This window comes from Stieleria magnilauensis (genome assembly GCA_007753675.1).
GTDB lineage: Bacteria > Planctomycetota > Planctomycetia > Pirellulales > Pirellulaceae > Stieleria > Stieleria magnilauensis.
This window is the reverse complement of the sequence record CP036432.1, coordinates 8,489,064-8,507,830: the sequence shown is the minus strand read 5'-3', so window position 1 is coordinate 8,507,830 and position 18,767 is coordinate 8,489,064. Positions and strand designations below refer to the sequence as shown.

Here is an 18,767-nt window from a genome sequence, read left to right as displayed (position 1 = left end):
CAGCAATCCAACAACTGAACCATTCAGGGGAGCACACGATGACGAAAACGATCGCACTAACTGTTGGCGCGGCAATTGTCGCGTTTTCTCTCGCCGACGCACCAGTCGCCGAAGCGCAATATGCCACCGTCGTCGAAATCACCACTCCGGAGCAAAGAATCCCTCCGCCACCTGAAGTTCGCGGCTATGAGCACCGAGCCAACAACAAATACTTTGGGTTACGGTCATCGTATTCGAGCATCCGTCAGTACTACTCCAACCCGGTGAAGACGATTCCGCCGCGGACCACGCGCGTCATCCGGTATTACGGTGGTGGCTATCCTTACTACCGCGGTTATCCTGCCTATCCCTATCAAGTTTACCCACGATATCCGTATGGGTATGGCTACCGGTGGCCTTAACGATGATCGGGCCGCTCGTATCGGTCTGATCGCTTTTGTCTTGCCTCTCACGAGTTTGGAGTTTTGCCTTCGGTGAGATAAGTTCAACACCTGAAGAGGATTCCGATGTCCCGAACACCACAATAACGCCGCTCTTTCACGGCATCGCAGAAAGCCGAGGCTGTTCGCAAGCACCTTAAGGCTCGCGTCCTCGTCGCCCAGATTGCCGACGAGATGGATGTTCTGGTGACGATCATTCACAACTGAATCAACACGGTACGCTCGCAGCTGGAACACACCTTTGAATCACCACGTTCGGCCAAGGCTCAGGCCTCTATGCAGGACGCTCGGCTCCAACAGCTGAGGGAAAAGCTTGAGGCCAAAAAAAGAAAAGGGGGAGCTCTCCTGGTCGCTGGGTTCCCCACGATACCCGAGACCAGATCGGGCGCCGTGCCAACTGGAAAGCCGAAAGGCCGTGGCACGGTAGCGTGTCGCCACTCTTCCCCTCGGTTTTTCAACCAAGCGAAAAACCTTTCTAGCAGGCCGCAGAACGACCGGCATGATGCCGCCACACTGCTCAACTCGCTCGAGCAAAAATCCCATTTTCCGTTGAACCACGACAACTAAACAGGTAATAATCAAGTTTGTCGGCCAATGCACAGCGGAGAGCACACAGATGAAGAAGCGTACCGTCTACCTGCTCTGTGCATTTTTAGCCGCGCTGGTGATCGTGCCTGTGGTCGTGTATGCGACGTTCCGTACTCACAACCAGCTCGACCGTTTTTTGGACCAACGCATTGCACTGCTCGAAAAGCTCGATGCCAACGCGAAAGAATTACCGCCGGGCTTTGAACACGTTCTGCCTCCAAGTGCATCTGCAACACATCCGGGAAACGATCACATTCGCTCCGTGATCCGGGGTGGCCAGCGGTGGTATGGAGACACTTATTCGTCGTACGATCTCAGGCTCGTTGGCTCATCGCGTGATGCGGCACCACGTGATGTACTGACTGAACTCTTTGAACATTTGACCCGTGGGATGGGTAAACTTGGCTTCGTGTCACCTAAAAGCGGAGGGCCGGATTGGATCGTTGAGAATCGACGGGCCGCCCACTCCACTTGGTGGCACAACTCGAACCGCAATCTACTCCTGACCATTTCGGTAGTCGTCGACGCTGAATCCAATTCTGTGCATGTAACACGCTACGTGCATGAACAATTCAATTGATCGAATCCGACCCAAGACACGACGCGCCGTTCCTTGGGGGCCGAGCGTCGATGCTGCGGAAGCGAGTGGACTCAAAATCTGGGATGACATAGGCGACGTCACGACACACGGTCATCGTCGCTGAGACGGCCGGCTCACTCCGTGCCTTGATCCATTCAACTTCCAGCTTGAATGGCCCCGCGTGTTTGTCGCTGAGCTGAATCCCCATGCCTGTGATGTTGCCGGGGTCATTGATGAGGTGTTAGACGTCGAGTTACGACTCGTGCGGAACTTTGATCTCGACGCCGTAGCGTGGCGCCGCTTCGAGCAGCTTCTGGATCTCGACTTCATTGGGCGGCGGGGCCGACTGTGCTTCGTCGGAAAGTGGCTGCCCCACCTCGAAGAACATCTCCTCCAGCCCGGCCGGGGCGAGTGAGATCAACAGGCGCGCCGTCTTGTCGCTCTCGTTCTTAAAGCAATGCAGGCTGCCGACGGGCATGTTCAAAAAAGTGCCTTCCCCGGCAACAAATCGCTCGTCGCCGAGTTGGAAAGTCATCTCGCCTTCGAGGACAAGGAACGACTCCTCTTCGCGACTGTGAATATGCGGTGGAGGACCGCTGCCCGGAGGGACGATTGCCTCGAACGTGGTGTACTTGCCGTCCGTCTCTTTCCCGGTCGCGAGGAAGCGGTACACATCGCCGACGATCCCGATCCGTCGCCCTTCGCCGGACTTTCGCACGGTGGCCGGATGCTTCATGTTTGGTTCCATCATTCCAAGCGTTGTATAGAAGTGTTCTTGATCCGCCCACACGCCTCGGGCATCCACTCCACGACCCCAGACGGGCAACGCTGTGAAGCGTTTTTTAGCGGTAGGGCGCGAGCCCTCCGGTGTTTCGGGAACGATGAGGGACCGGAGGGCTTGCACCCTGCCGCTAACACCTCGTCAAACGCAGGGAATCAATGCTTCACAGCGTTGCCCGGACGGGGTCGCAGCGAATTCCAGCAAGAGCCTGCATCCGATCGACGTGACCGCCACCCTGCGATCAAAAAGCCCAGCGGGCTGACAGAGTGACTGCCGGGCCCGCCAGGGCCCGGTTTCCGCTGCAACTTCCGCGCAGGCCTGGAAGGCCGACACAGTACGTTTGGATCTCACAGGTGCACTTCCAACATCCAAAGCCGCTCGACTCCCCAGGATCGGCGCGTCGTGTGTTCGGTCGCATTCGTCGTTCAACAAAAGGAAACCACCGCGGACCACACGACGCAAATGACGGGGAGTCATGCGTCTGCGGATCACTCAATGGACCACGAGAGATCAAGACGACTGCTGCACCAAAACGCAGACGACCTGCGGCAAGTGGATTCAAACAGCTGGCGTCAGCCTTGCGGCCTGAAGTCACGCGCAACCCCGACCCTCCGTGACCACACATCAACTATCGCAGTGGTAAGCAATTCGACTAAGTTCAACGTCGGTGGTCACCGCGTCGGCGCGATCAACCTGAACGCAAATACAAACTGACTCGCCGACTGCGGTGCACCACTTGGGTACGCGGATCGGCCACGACGATAGCACGAGCCATCATCGCTGATTGAAAATGCACTCAATCTGAAGCGTCGAGGGAAATCGAGAGTCCCAGTTTGCGGTCGGCATGCCAGGCGTCTGTTGTCAGCGTTGGTATCGAAAGGCGTCGGTTCGTCTCGTTCGGCCAAGTCGACCGAGCACCAAGAAAGACGAGTATCACGCAAAGACGCCAAGCCGCAAAGGAGCGGGTTCAAAACTTTGCGGCTTGGCGGCATTGCGTGAGATCCTTCCGGCAAGCACGTCCGCGCACCTCTCGAACCTTGACATCAGGAGCGAATCACTGGAGGCAGCGATTTGACGAAATCCGGCGGGGGCAATGCGAACGCACCAATCGCAGTCGGGATGTCAGACGTCGGGAACTCACGGAATCAGCGGAGAGGAGATTGTCCACGAATCGCACGAATGACACGTAGCCAGGCAATCTCAGCCTCTAGCTCCGGTCCACGATCATAGTGTCCGTTTGGTCGCTCGGCGTTGCGATGCAGCCACAAGTCCATGGATTGAATGTATTCTTTGCAAGCCTCGGTGCTAACGAAGTTGGCAGCCGATTCCCGGCTAACTCTCGCCAGCATTCGGAAAGCGATTGAGCGACACGTCGTCAGTTCGTGATCGTTGCTGAAGCGATCCGAGCGTACCAGATCGATAAGCCGTTCATGTACCGATTGGGGAGGAATCCCCAAATCTCCCAGCGTCCAAATGCTAATTGCCCGAACTTCATTGTTAGAGCAGTGCGTCAGTGAGATCGTCCAGTCGACGAATTCCACGTGCAGGTCATCCGTTGGATCAAACCCAATAGAATTGATGACGCATCCGATGGACCTGACTGCTGACAGCAAAAAACCTAATTCGGCCTGATCGAGTTCGCCATCGAGATCGATCTCACGGCATAGCCGAAACACAACCGGAAGCAGATGACGGCCGGATCCGCCAAGGTTCCTGAGTTTCGCAGCCGCTATACAATTCCTTTTGGGCGCGGTGGACGAAAACACTTTCTCGACGTAGGCAAAATCGTGATTCATTGCATCCAATAACGAATTGCGATCGATCCGCGCATGCGGAGGAGCGGGGATAGATCGGCGCCAGAACTTTGTCGCCCTTCTCTTGGTCCGGTGGTGGGACTCGATTAGAACGGATCCTGCCAGCCGCGTGCCACAGCAAATCGTAGGGTCGCGTGAACGCCCCCCCAAGTTCTGCTTCCATCTCCGTCGGTCGATCGAGACGACATCCATCCCTCGCGTCGAAGCAATGTCTCCATCCCGGAGGGATCACAGCGAGTAGCCGGAGGTCAGCGCAGCGCAGCGCCACCTCCGGGACACGCCCCCAATCCACTCCACGACCCCGGACGGGGTCGCAGCGAATTCCAGCCCCCGCGACCACTACGCTCGCCCCCCTTCTCCGAACCGTCCGCTTTCGAACTCTCTTGAACGCAGTTCATCAGCGATGCGCTGACAACGGCGTCTTGATCTCATGGGTGCACTTCCAACATCCTAAACGCTTGATCGATTGAATTGTTGCAAATCTGGTAGCGAAACCCGCATATCACGCCCAAAAGCATACACGTCAGCGCCGCAAAACCAAAAACATCGTCAATTGGATCTGGCTTGTTCACATCGAAGAGAATACCAGCAGTGACGCCGCAGCAAGCGCCAATCAATAGGAGTGTTAACGCAGTTACACGAACTCTTTTCGCAGCAGATGTTCGAGGAGGAGTCTCAAAGGAATTGACAGCTTCGAGCATTTTTGCTGTCGAGCCAGTCGCAAAATCTAAGAGCAACGCGATAGCAAAACTCAGCATCAAACTCTCAATACGTAAGATGAAGTGATGTTCAGGAAGGAAATGTGCATCTTCTCGTGATAGCGTCCTGGTGGTCACGGCGTCGGCGCGTTGGACCTGAACTCAAAGACAAACTCGACTCGCCGACTGCGGTGCACCACTTGGCTCACGCGGATCGACCACGCGACAGCCCGTGCCATCGTCGCTAATGGCCAATGTACTCGATCGGAATCGCCGAGGGAAATTCGAAGTGCCTTAGTCTGCGCGGCATTTCGGGCGTCTGCTGTCAGTGTTTCAATCAGCGGGCGTCGGTTTGCCTTCTTCGGTCGGGTCGACCGCGCCCCAAGTAAGACAAGGATCACGCAAAGACGCCAAGCCGCAAAGGGACGGGCTCATCTCTTTGCGGCTTGGCGACTTTGCGTGAGGCCCCTCCAGTAAGTACGTCCGCGCACCAATCGAACCTTGGCATCAAACGCGAATACTAGGAACCGGAGGTCTAATGAAATCCAGTGGGCGTGCTTCGCTAGCACCAATCGCAGTCGGGATGTCAGGCGTTGGAAAACGCTGAGAACATTGCAGAAGAGGGAACCACGAAACACGCCAAATACACGAAAGTGGAAATTGACGCTGTCGTCGAGCGGTAACTGAAAGAGCAGTCTCGGCTATAAGAAAAAGTAGTCTTTTACAACAGTCGGGGCGACACGATTCGAACGTCTTTGACACTATTTTTTTGGCACGGTTTTAATCGCTTAAACCCTGGTGAAAACGCGGTTTGCGTCGATTTCACGCTGACAAAATTCGCGTGGTGACAAACAAGTTGACAAAAAATTTGCAACGGCTTGGACATATAGCGGCACCAAGTGCGCCGATCAGTGAATCCAAGAATTCTGGATAGATTTGCGGCGACGTTAACCTGACGAGTCAGCCCCCATCGGCATTATTCATAGGACAGTCATGAAGGGACACTCAGTCACGCCAACGTCACTTGCGTAACAGAGCATGCCAATTGTGGTTTTCTCGGATCTCCGCACCGTCACTGCGGACTAGCGCCAGCAATCGGTGCTTGCGAATTTCTTCGATCCAACCCGGCATGGGACCAATGATCAAGTTTTACAAAATCGGCGAAGTCGTCGAAGCGTTTGCTGTTTCAGAGCGGACTGTTCAACGGTGGATTTCTGCCGGAAAGCTTCGTGCGGTTCGCATCGGCGCGACCGTTCGCATTCCAGCCGATGCGATTGCTGAATTCCAAGCGAATCATTCGACCGTGAAAACGGCGTGACAATTTCCCGATCTGCCAACATCCACCCCAACCCCAGGACCCCAACTTGACAAACGCCCTTAAATCCGTCCGCGATCGAATCCTGAAAAGCCAGCGCGCTAAGCAAGACGAATCTGCAAACGAGCAAGAGCTTTGCCTGACCGCCATGCGTGCGTGCGTTCGCGGCGAAGATTGCGATGAAGACCACATCACTGCGTGGGTAGAGAAGCAATCCGACCCGGTTGGTTATCACGATCGGCTTGAAGCAGAGTGCAAAGCAGAGTTGAAACGTGAGCAAGTCAAACACAGAATCGCGGAGCGAGAGCCTGAGCTTGCGGACGCATGGAACAATGTTCGTCGGCATAGTGCAGAGATCGATGAAACCAACCGCGATGCAACGCTGGTGCGACAGATGCGAGAAGCGAAGTCAGCGCTACAGGAAAAAGGAGGCGGAGCCACGATTGAAGATTACCACAAGCTGCGGGCTGCTGAGGCTAGGGTCCAAAATCATCGCGACCTACACGACATCGCAAGGGCTCGCGTCAATGTGCTGACCAGAGAGATCGACGGCCTCAGGGATTCGCTGAAACCGACGCCGAAGCCGATCAAGAGGCGTGAAGCGTTTTACGTCGGCAGTGACGGGAAAGAGGTTCGCATCGATGGCGATCCATCGATAGTCGAGCAAGTGACCGGCTACAAGGTTCAATATCGGTTGGTCTGAAATCTTCGTTTTACGTGAAGCCCTGGCTGCGATCGCGCCGGGCTTTGGTGCATTCTCAGAATCTGTCTCTATTTTCCGACTGAGGTTTTCATGACTGTAAACACCTATTCGTTCGACGCGGTTTCTCAGTGGGCCAACCTGCCCGCAAAGTATTTCGAGACATACATTCTCGCGAGGCTTGCCCACGACGGGCTGGTTATGGCGGAGGCTTTAATGACTGTTGGGTACGCGAGTCTCGCTGATTGGATTGATGGCCAAATATCCCTGATGAAAGACGGGCGAATTTCACCTCCCGCTGGCGTCAGGTTGATTGCCGGTGAATTCATTCCCGAAGATCGTTTGACGTGCTGCGCCTAGCAGCAAAAGACATCAAGCCCCAGTTGCTGCGTCAAGCATGCTGCTTGATGCGGCTCTTTTCATGCCTTTAGAAGAATGCATCGCCCCACAATGATTGCCCAGAAACAAATCCCCACCGATACGGCAGACCGAATGATGCGGGAGAAAGAAGAGTGCGAGCGCCAACGCATTGATGAGCAGGAACTGTCCGTTGCGATGTCCGCAGCGTTTCGACCACAACACGGAGACCGTGAAACGATCCCCGCATTTTCTGAGACCTTTGAGCGAATCACACCCCCCTACTGTCAATCGACTCGCTGCGATCAAGTCCCTCAGTCCCAGGTTGCCATTGCCGTCCCGCACGATGGCGACTCGCCCAAGTTTCCGTCCCCCGGCGAAGTATGGTTTGTGACGGGAAAGGTGGAAGATGCAGCGAAGATCCACTCATTCGGCTACAAAGCAATTGCATCTAACATGCTCGCTTTCGATACAAAGAAGCCAGGCCAATTGGTCGAACACGTAGCAAAGATTGCAAACGGAGCGTCAGTTGTGCTGCTCCCCAACCTGGAACGGCACAGCAACAGCGAACATACCCTTGAGCAGCACCAAGAGCGTTTCAAGACCACGGCACGCAAACTAAATGATGTCGGTGTCCGTGCAGTCTGGAACGATTTCCTGCTCGCAACGCCCGAGCAGTTTAATTCAATGGCCTTGAGGATCGTGTCGGACCTTGACCCCTCCGAGTCGATGCCGATGCCTGAAGACATCGAAACACGTCTCGCGATCAAAGAGGAGCCGGTCGACTGGCTTATCCCCGGCGTTCTCGTAAAGGGAAAGCCGGGGTTCGTCGGTGGCGGTGAGAAATGCCTAAAGACATCGATTTCGGCAGACCTTGCCGCGTCCCTCGCTTCAGGTACAAAGTTCCTTGGCCACTTCCCTTCGCCGGTGCCGACACGAGTACTTTTTATCTCTGGCGAGTCAGGCGGGAAAAATATCAACGACTTGTTTCGCAGGATTAAGGAATCCCGAAACATCCAGTCATTGGCAGGCAGGCTTCACGTCATCGACAAAGTGATCAAAGTCGATAGCGAAAGCGGAGTCGACCATATTCGCAGGACGCTCAAGAACACCGGCGCACAGGTGCTGATCGTAGATCCGCTATATCTATGCGTTTCGGGCGAGAACGCCGAGAACATGATGATACAAGGGCAACGCATTCAGCCGCTGGCCGATGCCTGTAACGATCTTGGCGTTACCCTGTTGCTCGTACACCACACGAAGTCGAAAAGCTTCAAAGGCGACCCATACCGGCCTGCGGCGTTCACGGACCTTGCTTGGGCGGGATGGGCTGCGTTCGCGCGTCAATGGATCATGGTTGGACGACGTGAAAAATACGACTATGAAGGGAACCACAAGCTTTGGCTGACGATTGGTGGGAACGACGGGCATTCGCTAGTGAAGCCCGTAGACATCAGTGAGGGCGTCTATCCGGCTCGAAGGTTCTGGAAACCTGAGGTAATGACCACCGAAGAGGCAGACGCACGAAAGCGGCTCTCTGATAAACAGAGAAAAGAGGCAGCAGAATACCGCAGAGACGAAAGGAAGACTTCGCAGAAAAAGGAGGCAAAGGATCGCATCATCGAGAAGCTATCCCACCTTGGCTGCCCTTCGCCCAAATCTGCCATTGGCTGCGTTCGTACCGACACCCAGAAGACAGCCTTTGCTGAGCTACTTGATTCGGGAGTGATCGGCAGCAAGGAAACCGAGATCAACGGCAGGTTGCGGACATTGTTTTTTCTTCCCCAGTCAACACCTTGCGGGCTCTCGTAGTCCTGGCAAGCAGGCAACATGCTGCTGCCTATATCCCTATAGGCAGCAGTATGCATGTTGCTTGCTGCTAGGCGGAGATTGGGAATAGTTGCTGCCTGGATAATTGGCGATCACGATGGCTGTTGCCTGCTGATTGATGCTTGTTCGTTGTTGGCCCACCAGATGCTCTGGGTAGCGGTGATCGCAAAACGCAATCTGACACTTGGCAATCTTCGAAACCTCAAAGCAAATAGCAAAGTCGCTGGACAATGAAAAACGAACGGTTACGTCGACAAGTGAGCGTGAGGCGAAAAGGCCAGACATGAGCGTACCGACCGAAACCGGCCGGAATCAGTGGTGGGTGGACTAGCGTAAAGCGTTCGACCACCTAAAGGTTGTAAGTACCGAGATCCATCGCCGGTGCAAATCGAGTGGGGAGAAAATCCCTAGCTAGCTGAAAAGCAGGGTAGAAGCGATGGCTGCTGGTTCTGCTGAGGGTTGCTATCCCGTAGTAACGAGCTGATCGAATCCGAAAAGAACAAACGCTGTGGCTGAAAAGGCTCTGAAATGTCGGAAATACTTTCCGTCGCACAACGGACGCTCGGCAGCCGCAATCGCACAACGTAGGGCACGTTCATCGCCGTTGCAGACTCCGTGTCTGGCTTAGTCCCAAGCAGTCTTGATCAGCCACCGACTTGAGTTGACGCGGATCGATCGGTCTGGATAGTTCGGCCCCATCGCGTTTTGCCAACTTCGGAAAACGCAAATCAAACTCCCACATGGAAGCCCCTGGTGACACCACAAACAACACTCAAGACCTCTAGCACCCAGACCACGCTGCGCAGCCCCGCGAACCCTGTCGTCGACATCGCCCACATCGCAACGGAATTGAGCCTACGCGATGACGAGGGCGCAACCGCCGCCGACTTCGCGGTAGCTTGCTCGGAGGCCGCTGAGGCATGCGGGCTCGACACCAAGACCCAGATTGCCTGTTTGCTTCAGGACGCCGCTAGCGTCTACTTGGGGCTCCTTGGCAGCGCAACCGTGATGCGAACGGCGGTTTCGATCCGGTTCGGAGTCAACTTGGATCTGTACGAATCCGTGACCACCGAAATCTGCGAATACGTGAAGCGATCAGACCGGGCTGTCGGACGAGCGAGTCGCGACGAATCGCGGCAGCGTTTCTTGTCGCGGTACATGGAAGTTCGGCACGGTCGGTGATCATACCGCGAAAGCAAGCAGGCCATCTACGGCTAGGCCATTTAACTTACTCAGCGGTAGCCACGCTGGGCTTATTCAATTTGCGGGTGGCACCCGATAGTCCAGACGAATGGTAGAACCTATGAATACTCCGAGTGCGGCTTCAAGCAAGATTTCAAGATGCGAGTTTGAGTTCCTTAAGATTGTTGCCAGAGGCGACTGGCCGGGCGTTCTCAATCCCTATATGGCTGGGATGCCGTATACGAGGGGGCCAGTTATCGATGGTTCGTTCGCTGCTGAAGTGATGCAATCTTTGCTTGACGGTTCAAAATTGAATGCAGGCGGCGAAGCCTTAAAAATGCAAGTAGTCAATGCGTCCCGAGAGCCGTGTTCGCGTATAGAAGCCCTGCTTCGAATGTGTGACAGCTATAGCCGTTTGCCCGCATTGCTTTGTTTAGTGGGCAAGGTGGAAGAATCCGAATGGCTGAAAGCCTTGGGTGAAGAATGGCCCTGCATAGATAACGTCGGAACGTATCGGGATGAATTGCTAGGCAGAACCCCGCTCGGTAAAGGGGATTCCCCTGTCAAAGAAATGATGAACGATGAAGAATTGGCCATCCTTGATTCACTTCACTTCCCCATCTGCGTCTTCCGGGGGTGTTACCGACAAAATGAAAACGGCCTTTCTTGGACGACAGACCGAGAGATTGCCATAAAGTTCCCTACATTGAACCGATACAGGAAAGATGGCCAACCGTTACTGATCGAAGCAACCGCAAGCCGGTCTGATGTTATCGCCTTCAAGGGTGGGCGAGATGAAAGTGAATTAGTTCTCAGAAGGTTCACGAAAGTCTGTGAGACCCCAATTCAGGTTTGAGGGGCGGAACGAATTGAAAGTCCCGTCGCAATGGTCTTTCCCATTGGATTGACCTGATTGATCGGACCAAAACAACCTGAGGCGTCGGGAGCATGCATTCGATAGACCGCACGCGGCGTTTGCTGCTCGCGGTTTTTTAAATGGCCGCTGGCTGAAGCTACCTTGGTTCGTTGTACGCTTTCGGTTTCCATTCCCAGCCTTGGTATCGCAAGAGCTCCACAACATTGTCAAACACCCGATCGGTGACGAGGGTCAGGTGCTTTAGCAATTCGCTGCGGTGTTCATCCTCCCATTGGGTCCGCAACTCGTTGACCTTGATGTCTTCTAGCGACCTCGACGGCTTTCGCGCGTACAGTAACTTCTTGATCCTTTTCGAGTAGAAACTTCCCATTTTCAATTCAGCGACAAAGTCGACAAGATCTTGTGCTGACGCCGATGAACGCTGTGTGTGAAAAGTCGAATCTTCCAGTTCAAGAAGAAAGGTGAGTCGCCGAAACAAGGGCTCAAATTGCGGCGACAGAATCAACGGGTCTTTATGTTTTCGAAAAATAGCCAGCTTGCGCGGATCGATAGGTGAAGTCGGATCATGTTGGTCTAGGTAGTGACAGTTCGGGCAGAGTGGAAGTAGATTCAGCGGATCGTTGTTCGATGGGTCATCGTCCACATGATGAATCGTCGGCTTGTGAGTTCCGCATATAGCACAGCGATGATTGAATTCCTTCAATATCGTTTCGCGGATCTTCTTCGGAATTGCGATGCGATTTTTGCTCATGATTGCGTGTGTGCTGCAAATTCTGTTGTTTTTTTTCGTAGAAAATCCCAAGGCGTAAAGGACGACCTCCACCGCCAATTGTGGCGAATGCCGATTTCGCAGTCCAGGGATCTACCAATTGAAGTTCGCAGTATTGCGCGTCGCTCATTGACGAATCGCCGGACGGCTTTCAACATTGCCGGCATCAAGTGATTTGAGGTCAAATTTCCTGATGCAGTTCCGCCAATCGATTACCCCGGTGTTGAAGCCGCTGCCGCAGTAACAGCCAATCCATCGCTGAGACTGCGTCTCTCGTCACAAAAAGCCGTGAACCTGGTGAAATGGTATCCTGTCATACCTTGATCGATTTCACCTAGCCAATTTTTCTCAGAACCATGCCCGAGCGTAACTCACCCTGCCCATGTGGGTCGGGTAAGAAATTCAAGTATTGTTGCAAAAACTCTTTCCGCGATGAGAGCCGTCATCAAGATGCATCAATTCCTAGCTACAGCGAGATTCTTGAGTCAGGTTTTCAACTTGACAATGAGCAAAAAAAGCTGCTGGGGAAGATTGCGCGATCGACAATTGCAGCGGAGCCAAAGATCGGCTGCCTCGCTCCGGTGCTTTCTGGAAGTCTTTGCGGCAGAAAGTCGATCAAGTCGCACACTGTCTCGAAAAGCCGGGAGCTTGGTTCGATAGCTGAGAATGGTTTTGTGCTATCAACAAACAAAAAGGCAACTTCAGTTCTTTCTGAGAGCAGAAACCCGTTTGGAAAAATACCTTTGAAGGAGGCATCGGCATTTCCAGGCTTTTGCAGCCACCATGACCTTACTCTCTTCAAGCCTATCGACGACGAAGACTGGTCGGGAAGCCGAGAGCAGGCGTTTCTGCTCGGTTATCGGGCAATTTGCAGTGAATTGTTCGCGAAGCTTTACCAGTCCGAGGCGTTCCTTCCGGCTGTCATGTCTCTCGCGCCAAGCTTCCAGCAGGATTATTGGCGAGGATTTCAAGAAGGCACTAACTTAGCCCTGAAGCAACTGCGGGACACGAAACGCATTGCGGACGACCAGTTGTTGAATAACTCATACAAGAAGCGATTTATTGCGGTTTCGCTTGGTCGTGACTTTCCGATTCGCGTGGGCGGATGTCTTGCCCCTGACTTTGACTTTCAGGGGCGTCAGTGCTTTGACCTCAGTGACTACGAAACGCCTGTGCAAAATATCAGCATGGCGACCCACACTACTAGCGGCGACGTAGTGGGTGTGTTCACATGGTTTGCTGATTGCGCAGAGATTTCGAGATTTTGCGATAGTTTTTGCAACATACGCCGTGATCACCAAAGAGCAGCATTTGCGCAAGCCTGTATAGAGATTTGTGAGCACACATACCTTTCACCGGAATGGTGGCAAAGCATTCCGGAAGGGAAGGCGTCGAAGATTTCGGCGAGGTTTTTGGACAGCACACCGGGTAAGAGACTGCCAAATTATCTCATTCGCAATGCCCTGTACGACTGTGTGTGAAAAGTGGAAAACCGAAGGCTATTTTTCTGGGACTGATCAAATGCCAAGAGAGATGATTGAGTGTCTCGACTTTTCAACTCTTCCGTCGTTGGAAGTCGGCTCGACCTTCGCTGGTTTAGATTCCGATGTTGAATCGGTGTTACATCCCCTTCCCGCGACACTTGATCGAGCTAGTGCTGCGTTGAAGTTTGCGGCATCCATGTCTAATACCGAGCAGGAAATCGACGGATCATCCGTCAAGATGCGGGAGGCATTCTTTCGCGCTGCCCTTGGGGAGTTCGTCGCGATGGAGGAAATGATCAAATACGATAAACCATCACTTCAATACTCAAAAATACTAAAATGCCAGAGCCCCCTGCTGCATATCTTAAAGCAGATACGCAATCTCCATGTTCATCTTCTGAGTAAGGTTGCCGAGCACACGGAAGTTTCGATAAGGTGGGCTGATCAAGCGTCGCAAATGACCATTTGGTTTATCGAAGACATTTCAATGAGCGACTTTAATCAGCTTGACGGCGCAAAATGGTATTGGGAGAACGACAAAGAGAGAATGCTTTCATGGTTCAACGATAGCCAACGAGCGTGGGGTGTGAATTACTTGATCCAACTGGCTGTCAATCAGTACGTAAGAGAGGCGTTTGCGTAAAGTTTAGCTGCGATAGCAATGGTAGAATGCTTGCGTGCCCAAACGCCGTAGACGCGTGCTCGGAACGACACAGTGCGAAAGCTGCGGTTTACACGCCGATTTTTTGCCCGAACTCATCCCGCCAGGTCATCGACGGGTCCCTCCTGGCCTCAGAAACTGCCGCGCGGGCACGTTTCCGCAGAACACTCGCCGACACTGCCGGTTTCCGGCACTTCTTCTTCTTCCACTTCGGCTATTTGTCGCCTGCTGTCGTTCGGTGTCGTCCTGATTTGAAAAGCCTCGCGAAATCTCACTGGCAGTAGAACCGATAAGCCTGACGAAGCGCGTTTCACGCGTATTATTCGAGTAACGATCAAGGTTCTCGGGAGTCGCGAATTCAGGCAATCGATTACCGAGTGACCAATGAACGAGCCACAAGAGACCCAATCTGCCATATCGAGCGGTAATGCGCCGGTCCTATTGACCGTGCGCGAAGTCGCTGGGATTTGTCGACTGGCAGAGCCGACGATTCGAAAGTTGGCTGCATCTGAAAAACTGCCATCGATCGAAATCGGGGGCTCGATCCGATTCCGACGCGATGCGATCGAATCCCTGATCGGGCCACTGGGAGATTGACCGTCGCGCGCTCGGCACTGGTTCGTCGTCTGGTTGGTAGAACTTTGGGCAGACGATTGGCCGGGCTGCGCGGTGGTCATTTTGAAACATGGACGACTGCCGAATCGCATCGACTTACCAAGAAATCGCAGAGCACTTCGGAGTGTCAGCGCGAACGGTTACCGAGTGGAAGGCAAAGGGCTGTCCTGGCTTCGAAATCAAAGGCCATTACGACATTGAAGCGATTGCGACCTGGTACGCAGTTCAGCCGAAACGTACCGACCAGATCGAGGCGTCGGATCTGCAAGAGGCACTCTTGCGTGAAGACGTGCGAAAGCGACGCGCCGAAGCGGACATTAAATCGCATCAGAGGGACCGAGTTGTCGGAAATTTGATCAGCGAGGAACAAGTCAGTCTCTTTTGCAGCTTGTGGTTCCGCGAAGCATCACGGTCGATGCGGTCAATCAGCAAGAAGGTCGGGGCAGGCTTCGCCCCTTCCGAGTTTTTAGACCAAGTCAAAAACGAGATCGATATTCAAATGGAAACGGCAATTAAAGGACTGAAGACCAAAGCTTCGGTTCTTGCCGGACAGGCGATCGAGCAGAGCGACATTGAACAAACTTTTGGCGTGACAATCGGCGAAGCCACCGGATACGAGATCGTTTTGCGATTGGACGGGCAAGAGGTTGCATCGTGCTGACCTGCGTATCCGAGCCGATCCTTCCGCTGAGCAAATACGTGACATCGTCACTGGATTCGCCGAAGCGTCTATCGAGTTGGGATTGGATCAACCAGCACGCGGTTACCCACAAGGGCGACCCATTTGACGGGGCAAGTTTTCCCTACCTCAAAGGCATTGCCGACGCTTGGGACGATCCCAGGGTTCGGCGCATCGCGTTTCGCGCGTGCTCGCGCGTTGGCAAAACAGAGATCAATTTGGCTCTCCATGCCTGCGCCCAGCATCATGACCCCGACACCGGGATGATTGTAACGCCGACAGAGCGGCTGTTGCAGAAGACAATCAAAGATCGGCTCTGGCCATCGCTCGAACTTAACAGCGAAATTCGGTCGAGCTTGCCGCCAAAGCATTTACGTGCGGCGACGAAGTGCCGGACATCGACATTCATCACCCACGGCGCTTGGTCGGGTTCGCCGGTGACGCTTGGAGACCTGGACCCCAAGTATTTGCACCTCCTTGAAGTTTCTAAATTTAGCCGCGACGACAGCGACGAAGCGGACACGGTTGAATTGACGTTGCAACGTGGTTCTGAAATTGTCGATCGGAAAGTGTTCATGGAATCGACGCCCACACTTGTGGGCACCTGCGCAATCAGCCGCTACGTCGAAGCTGGGACCAATCGGCACTATTTCGTGCCCTGCCCACATTGTGGCGACTTCAGCCCTCTTGAAGTGAATCAGACAAACGACCGCCGCGCGGGTGGTCTTTGGTGGGAAAAAGACAAGGACGGGCGCACAACGCCGGCGCGAGCATACAGGACGGCAACCTACGTTTGCCCGCACTGCACGAACAACTGGGGTGACGAACACCGGCTGGCGCAGATCCGCAAAGGCGTCTGGGTTGCTCCAGGTGAAGTGATCGACCGCACTGGCACAGTCACAGGTACGCCTCACAATGACGGGCCAGATGAATCGTTCAATCTGAATCGGTTGTACGCGCCGACATTCACGTTCGGCGATGTTGCAAAGGAGTATGTCACCAAAATCGGGACTGAGCACGCTCAAGACCTGTTCAACGGCTGGCTTGGGCTGCCGTATGCTCCCATCCGCCGACAGCTCGAATGGGAAGACTTGGCAAAGCGTCTGTGTGTTGGCGGTTGGAACAGGGGGACCGTACCCGAGCAGTGCTTTGCGCTGACTGTTGCGATCGATGTCCAGATTGATCACTTCGTTTGTGTCACGCTTGGATTCTGCCCGAACAAGGTAGGGTATCTGATCGACTTCGGCAGAGTTACTGACTGGCAGGGCGTCAAGGAATGGACAGTGCAAGTTTACGACTGCGAAGACGGCGGGACCGTCTCGCCAATGTTGACGCTGATCGATGCGAAGGACGGAAACCGAAAGGACGAAATCGTTGATGCTTGCCGAGACATGAACAACGATCGCGGGCCGTTTGTATGGCCATCGATGGGCCAAAATCCAAAGTCGTTCAACGGATCGTTTTTCCAGCGGGTCAACGTCGACAGTCAGAACCACGTTGTCAAAAAGGGTTCGCGTCAGATCGATGGTTTGCAACTGGTCAAGGTGGGCACCGCGATCAGCCAAGATTGGCTCAATAACTGCCTCTTCAATCGCAAGCCTGGTGAACGCAACTCAATCATTTTCCCGGCGTGGGCGGCTGAGTCTCGTTCGCTTCATGAACAACTCTTGAACGAATGCTGGGACGCCAAAACGGGGCTTTGGACGCAGAGCGACCGAACAACGCCGGTCGACTTCCGTGACGCTGTTCGATACGCCCGCGTCGGTATCGAGACCTACGTTGGCGGCGATTGGGCAATGAACGCTACTCGACGGCGCACGCCCGCCCCTACGAAGCGAAAGCCAGTTCATGAAGGCGTTGGTGCAACAGTAAAGCGAATCACTGAAGCTTCCCGCCCTGCTGGCTCTTCATTCATCCGCAAGCCTCGATATGTGGTCAACAACCAATGATCGTAATGCGACACCCTCAGAAGCGATCCCCTTTCAGGCGTTCGGTGCGTGATGCCGAGGGAAACATCCTTCGCACGATGGAATTCGCGCCTGGCGAAGTCGTGCGACTAACAGGTGACGACTTGGAGGCCGTCCGCCATGACATCGGCGGTGCGCTCGTCATCGCGAAACTAAACCATTTGGGCATCGGCTCCGCAGAGATCGATTTTGCCGCAACCGAGCGAGCGTCAGGGCGTGACCTGCGCCCAGAGTTCGAACCCAAACCGCCACCGATGCCATTTGACGAATACAATCCCTCGCGTCGGTTGTGGATTGGCAGATCCTCCAAGACTGGCCCCGCTTTCCGCTAAGACCAAACCCCACTTCAACCAACTCTACCCAAGGAACCGAAAACATGAATCAATTATCAACGAAGAAATGGGCTGGCAGCTTCGGTCAGTTCACCGATCCACTGCGGAAGTCGCTTGCACTGGAAGGACTGAGCAGCCAAGCCGTCAAAGACGTTTGGCCGACACTCGCCGACTACGTCGAATCCGAAGCCCTTTCTTGTGAAAAAGGCGAGCGAGCGTATCCAATTGGCTGCAAACCGCAGGGAGTACCATTGCCGCAAAACGCATTCGACGAATGGGACGCAAATGAGGCGTTCTTGTCGAAACTTTGGGGCGACCAAGACAGCTACCTCGAAGCGACGTTGACCGACGGGTTAAGCGATGACCACGAAATGGATGCAGTTCGCAGCAAGCTTGCCGAGATCAAGCGATTGAAAACCCGGCTCCAAAGCCTTGAAGGCAAGCTTCTCAAGCAAGAAGCAATGCCTTCTCGGAATCCTGACGAGCAGACTGTGAAAGTCAACCTGATCAAGACGCAGATCGAAACGACAAAGGCCGAAATTGTAGCCAAGGAAAACGAACTCAAGAAGATTGGCGAGTGAGGATCGATGACTACGGCAAAGATCCGATTCCAAGGCAACCCCGTAAAGGCACTGCGAGACCGCGTTGGGCTTGCCGCGACCAAAGCATACCAAGAAACGGGCGATGTCTTCCACCGCGACCATAAAGATGACCGTTTCACGGAAACGCATGCGAAGAAAGCGGGCTTTCTGCCCCGCAGCGGCTCCGCCCTCGATCGATTGTCAAAAGACTTTCGCAAGAGCTACACCGGTCGCAAGCTTCGGCTGAAGGGGCATACGCGCCCCTTGGAATTCACCGGCAAAACCAGGCGGTCGACAGAATCCCATCGCATTGACGCGGTGTCATCGATCCTGACCGACGGCGATGGCAAGGGAGAAGTGCAAGTCAGTTACCCGCAGGCCAAGGGCTTTAATCGCAAGAGCCGACACACTGATATCGATATGCGTGATGAGTTCCAGCGCGTCACGGCAGCAGAGCAACAACAATTAGGCAAGGTCTTCAAGAAGTCTCTCGCCGACAACCTCAAAACGCAATAGA

Annotated in this window: 19 protein-coding genes; 16 read left to right on the top strand and 3 right to left on the bottom strand. The window is 54.1% G+C overall.

Going from position 1 to position 18,767, the window contains the following annotated elements; translation table 11 throughout:
* Window positions 1-38 precede the first annotated feature (38 nt).
* The gene (locus tag TBK1r_RS39240; protein ID WP_372896042.1) at window positions 39-401 is read left to right on the top strand and encodes a hypothetical protein; all 363 of its coding nucleotides are present in this window, start codon (window positions 39-41) and stop codon (window positions 399-401) included.
* Between the two features lie 655 nt (window positions 402-1,056).
* Window positions 1,057-1,608 carry a hypothetical protein gene (locus TBK1r_RS30715; protein ID WP_145219100.1) on the top strand — a complete coding sequence of 184 codons (552 nt, stop codon included), beginning with the start codon at window positions 1,057-1,059 and terminating at the stop codon, window positions 1,606-1,608.
* A gap of 253 nt (window positions 1,609-1,861) precedes the next feature.
* Here the strand turns inward: TBK1r_RS30715 and TBK1r_RS30710 are convergent, their stop codons facing one another.
* Window positions 1,862-2,344, bottom strand: coding sequence for a quercetin 2,3-dioxygenase (locus TBK1r_RS30710; protein WP_145219098.1), 483 nt, complete (start codon window positions 2,342-2,344; stop codon window positions 1,862-1,864).
* 2,287 nt (window positions 2,345-4,631) lie between these two features.
* Window positions 4,632-4,961: a hypothetical protein gene (locus TBK1r_RS30700; RefSeq protein WP_419580563.1), complete on the bottom strand. Its 330-nt coding sequence runs from the start codon at window positions 4,959-4,961 to the stop codon at window positions 4,632-4,634.
* 1,078 nt (window positions 4,962-6,039) lie between these two features.
* Between TBK1r_RS30700 and TBK1r_RS30695 the strand changes: the two genes are divergently transcribed.
* From TBK1r_RS30695 to TBK1r_RS30670, 6 genes are all read left to right on the top strand, one after another.
* Window positions 6,040-6,219 (top strand): helix-turn-helix domain-containing protein, encoded by a 180-nt coding sequence (locus TBK1r_RS30695; protein WP_145219092.1) that lies wholly within the window; start codon window positions 6,040-6,042, stop codon window positions 6,217-6,219.
* 46 nt (window positions 6,220-6,265) lie between these two features.
* Window positions 6,266-6,919: a hypothetical protein gene (locus TBK1r_RS30690; RefSeq protein ID WP_145219090.1), complete on the top strand. Its 654-nt coding sequence runs from the start codon at window positions 6,266-6,268 to the stop codon at window positions 6,917-6,919.
* A gap of 90 nt (window positions 6,920-7,009) precedes the next feature.
* A complete protein-coding gene (locus TBK1r_RS30685; RefSeq protein ID WP_145219088.1) occupies window positions 7,010-7,276 on the top strand; it encodes a hypothetical protein in 267 nt (88 codons plus the stop codon).
* Between the two features lie 90 nt (window positions 7,277-7,366).
* Window positions 7,367-9,085 (top strand): AAA family ATPase, encoded by a 1,719-nt coding sequence (locus tag TBK1r_RS30680; protein ID WP_419580562.1) that lies wholly within the window; start codon window positions 7,367-7,369, stop codon window positions 9,083-9,085.
* A 771-nt stretch (window positions 9,086-9,856) separates the two neighbouring features.
* Window positions 9,857-10,285, top strand: coding sequence for a hypothetical protein (locus tag TBK1r_RS30675; protein WP_145219084.1), 429 nt, complete (start codon window positions 9,857-9,859; stop codon window positions 10,283-10,285).
* Between the two features lie 121 nt (window positions 10,286-10,406).
* A complete protein-coding gene (locus tag TBK1r_RS30670; RefSeq protein WP_145219082.1) occupies window positions 10,407-11,141 on the top strand; it encodes a hypothetical protein in 735 nt (244 codons plus the stop codon).
* Between the two features lie 157 nt (window positions 11,142-11,298).
* Here the strand turns inward: TBK1r_RS30670 and TBK1r_RS30665 are convergent, their stop codons facing one another.
* Entirely contained in the window at window positions 11,299-11,913 is a 615-nt protein-coding gene (locus tag TBK1r_RS30665; protein ID WP_145219080.1) for an HNH endonuclease, read from the bottom strand.
* 374 nt (window positions 11,914-12,287) lie between these two features.
* Between TBK1r_RS30665 and TBK1r_RS30660 the strand changes: the two genes are divergently transcribed.
* From TBK1r_RS30660 to TBK1r_RS30625, 8 genes are all read left to right on the top strand, one after another.
* Entirely contained in the window at window positions 12,288-13,412 is a 1,125-nt protein-coding gene (locus TBK1r_RS30660) for an SEC-C metal-binding domain-containing protein (protein ID WP_145219078.1), read from the top strand.
* Window positions 13,390-14,058, top strand: coding sequence for a hypothetical protein (locus TBK1r_RS30655; protein ID WP_145219076.1), 669 nt, complete (start codon window positions 13,390-13,392; stop codon window positions 14,056-14,058). Before TBK1r_RS30660 ends, TBK1r_RS30655 begins: the two co-directional genes overlap by 23 nt.
* A gap of 402 nt (window positions 14,059-14,460) precedes the next feature.
* Window positions 14,461-14,673, top strand: a complete 213-nt coding sequence (locus TBK1r_RS30650; RefSeq protein WP_145219074.1) for a helix-turn-helix domain-containing protein — start codon at window positions 14,461-14,463, stop codon at window positions 14,671-14,673.
* Window positions 14,674-14,761: 88 nt separating this feature from the next.
* A complete protein-coding gene (locus TBK1r_RS30645) occupies window positions 14,762-15,352 on the top strand; it encodes a terminase small subunit (RefSeq protein WP_145219072.1) in 591 nt (196 codons plus the stop codon).
* Window positions 15,346-17,319: a terminase gpA endonuclease subunit gene (locus tag TBK1r_RS30640; RefSeq protein WP_419580561.1), complete on the top strand. Its 1,974-nt coding sequence runs from the start codon at window positions 15,346-15,348 to the stop codon at window positions 17,317-17,319. Before TBK1r_RS30645 ends, TBK1r_RS30640 begins: the two co-directional genes overlap by 7 nt.
* Window positions 17,320-17,324: 5 nt before the next feature.
* Complete coding sequence (locus TBK1r_RS30635) at window positions 17,325-17,669, top strand: hypothetical protein (RefSeq protein ID WP_145219068.1); 345 nt, start codon at window positions 17,325-17,327, stop codon at window positions 17,667-17,669.
* Window positions 17,670-17,713: 44 nt separating this feature from the next.
* A complete protein-coding gene (locus tag TBK1r_RS30630) occupies window positions 17,714-18,250 on the top strand; it encodes a hypothetical protein (RefSeq protein ID WP_145219066.1) in 537 nt (178 codons plus the stop codon).
* Between the two features lie 6 nt (window positions 18,251-18,256).
* Window positions 18,257-18,766, top strand: a complete 510-nt coding sequence (locus tag TBK1r_RS30625) for a hypothetical protein (protein ID WP_145219064.1) — start codon at window positions 18,257-18,259, stop codon at window positions 18,764-18,766.
* Window position 18,767 lies beyond the last annotated feature (1 nt).

What these genes read in the sequence shown, in the direction of transcription:
- TBK1r_RS39240 (WP_372896042.1), top strand. Translation starts at nt 39, where the DNA reads ATGACGAAAACGATCGCACTAACTGTTGGCGCGGCAATTGTCGCGTTT.
- TBK1r_RS30715 (WP_145219100.1), top strand. Translation starts at nt 1,057, where the DNA reads ATGAAGAAGCGTACCGTCTACCTGCTCTGTGCATTTTTAGCCGCGCTG.
- TBK1r_RS30710 (WP_145219098.1), bottom strand. Translation starts at nt 2,344, where the DNA reads ATGAAGCATCCGGCCACCGTGCGAAAGTCCGGCGAAGGGCGACGGATC.
- TBK1r_RS30700 (WP_419580563.1), bottom strand. Translation starts at nt 4,961, where the DNA reads ATGCTGAGTTTTGCTATCGCGTTGCTCTTAGATTTTGCGACTGGCTCG.
- TBK1r_RS30695 (WP_145219092.1), top strand. Translation starts at nt 6,040, where the DNA reads ATGATCAAGTTTTACAAAATCGGCGAAGTCGTCGAAGCGTTTGCTGTT.
- TBK1r_RS30685 (WP_145219088.1), top strand. Translation starts at nt 7,010, where the DNA reads ATGACTGTAAACACCTATTCGTTCGACGCGGTTTCTCAGTGGGCCAAC.
- TBK1r_RS30680 (WP_419580562.1), top strand. Translation starts at nt 7,367, where the DNA reads ATGATTGCCCAGAAACAAATCCCCACCGATACGGCAGACCGAATGATG.
- TBK1r_RS30670 (WP_145219082.1), top strand. Translation starts at nt 10,407, where the DNA reads ATGAATACTCCGAGTGCGGCTTCAAGCAAGATTTCAAGATGCGAGTTT.
- TBK1r_RS30665 (WP_145219080.1), bottom strand. Translation starts at nt 11,913, where the DNA reads ATGAGCAAAAATCGCATCGCAATTCCGAAGAAGATCCGCGAAACGATA.
- TBK1r_RS30660 (WP_145219078.1), top strand. Translation starts at nt 12,288, where the DNA reads ATGCCCGAGCGTAACTCACCCTGCCCATGTGGGTCGGGTAAGAAATTC.
- TBK1r_RS30655 (WP_145219076.1), top strand. Translation starts at nt 13,390, where the DNA reads ATGCCCTGTACGACTGTGTGTGAAAAGTGGAAAACCGAAGGCTATTTT.
- TBK1r_RS30650 (WP_145219074.1), top strand. Translation starts at nt 14,461, where the DNA reads ATGAACGAGCCACAAGAGACCCAATCTGCCATATCGAGCGGTAATGCG.
- TBK1r_RS30645 (WP_145219072.1), top strand. Translation starts at nt 14,762, where the DNA reads ATGGACGACTGCCGAATCGCATCGACTTACCAAGAAATCGCAGAGCAC.
- TBK1r_RS30635 (WP_145219068.1), top strand. Translation starts at nt 17,325, where the DNA reads ATGCGACACCCTCAGAAGCGATCCCCTTTCAGGCGTTCGGTGCGTGAT.
- TBK1r_RS30630 (WP_145219066.1), top strand. Translation starts at nt 17,714, where the DNA reads ATGAATCAATTATCAACGAAGAAATGGGCTGGCAGCTTCGGTCAGTTC.
- TBK1r_RS30625 (WP_145219064.1), top strand. Translation starts at nt 18,257, where the DNA reads ATGACTACGGCAAAGATCCGATTCCAAGGCAACCCCGTAAAGGCACTG.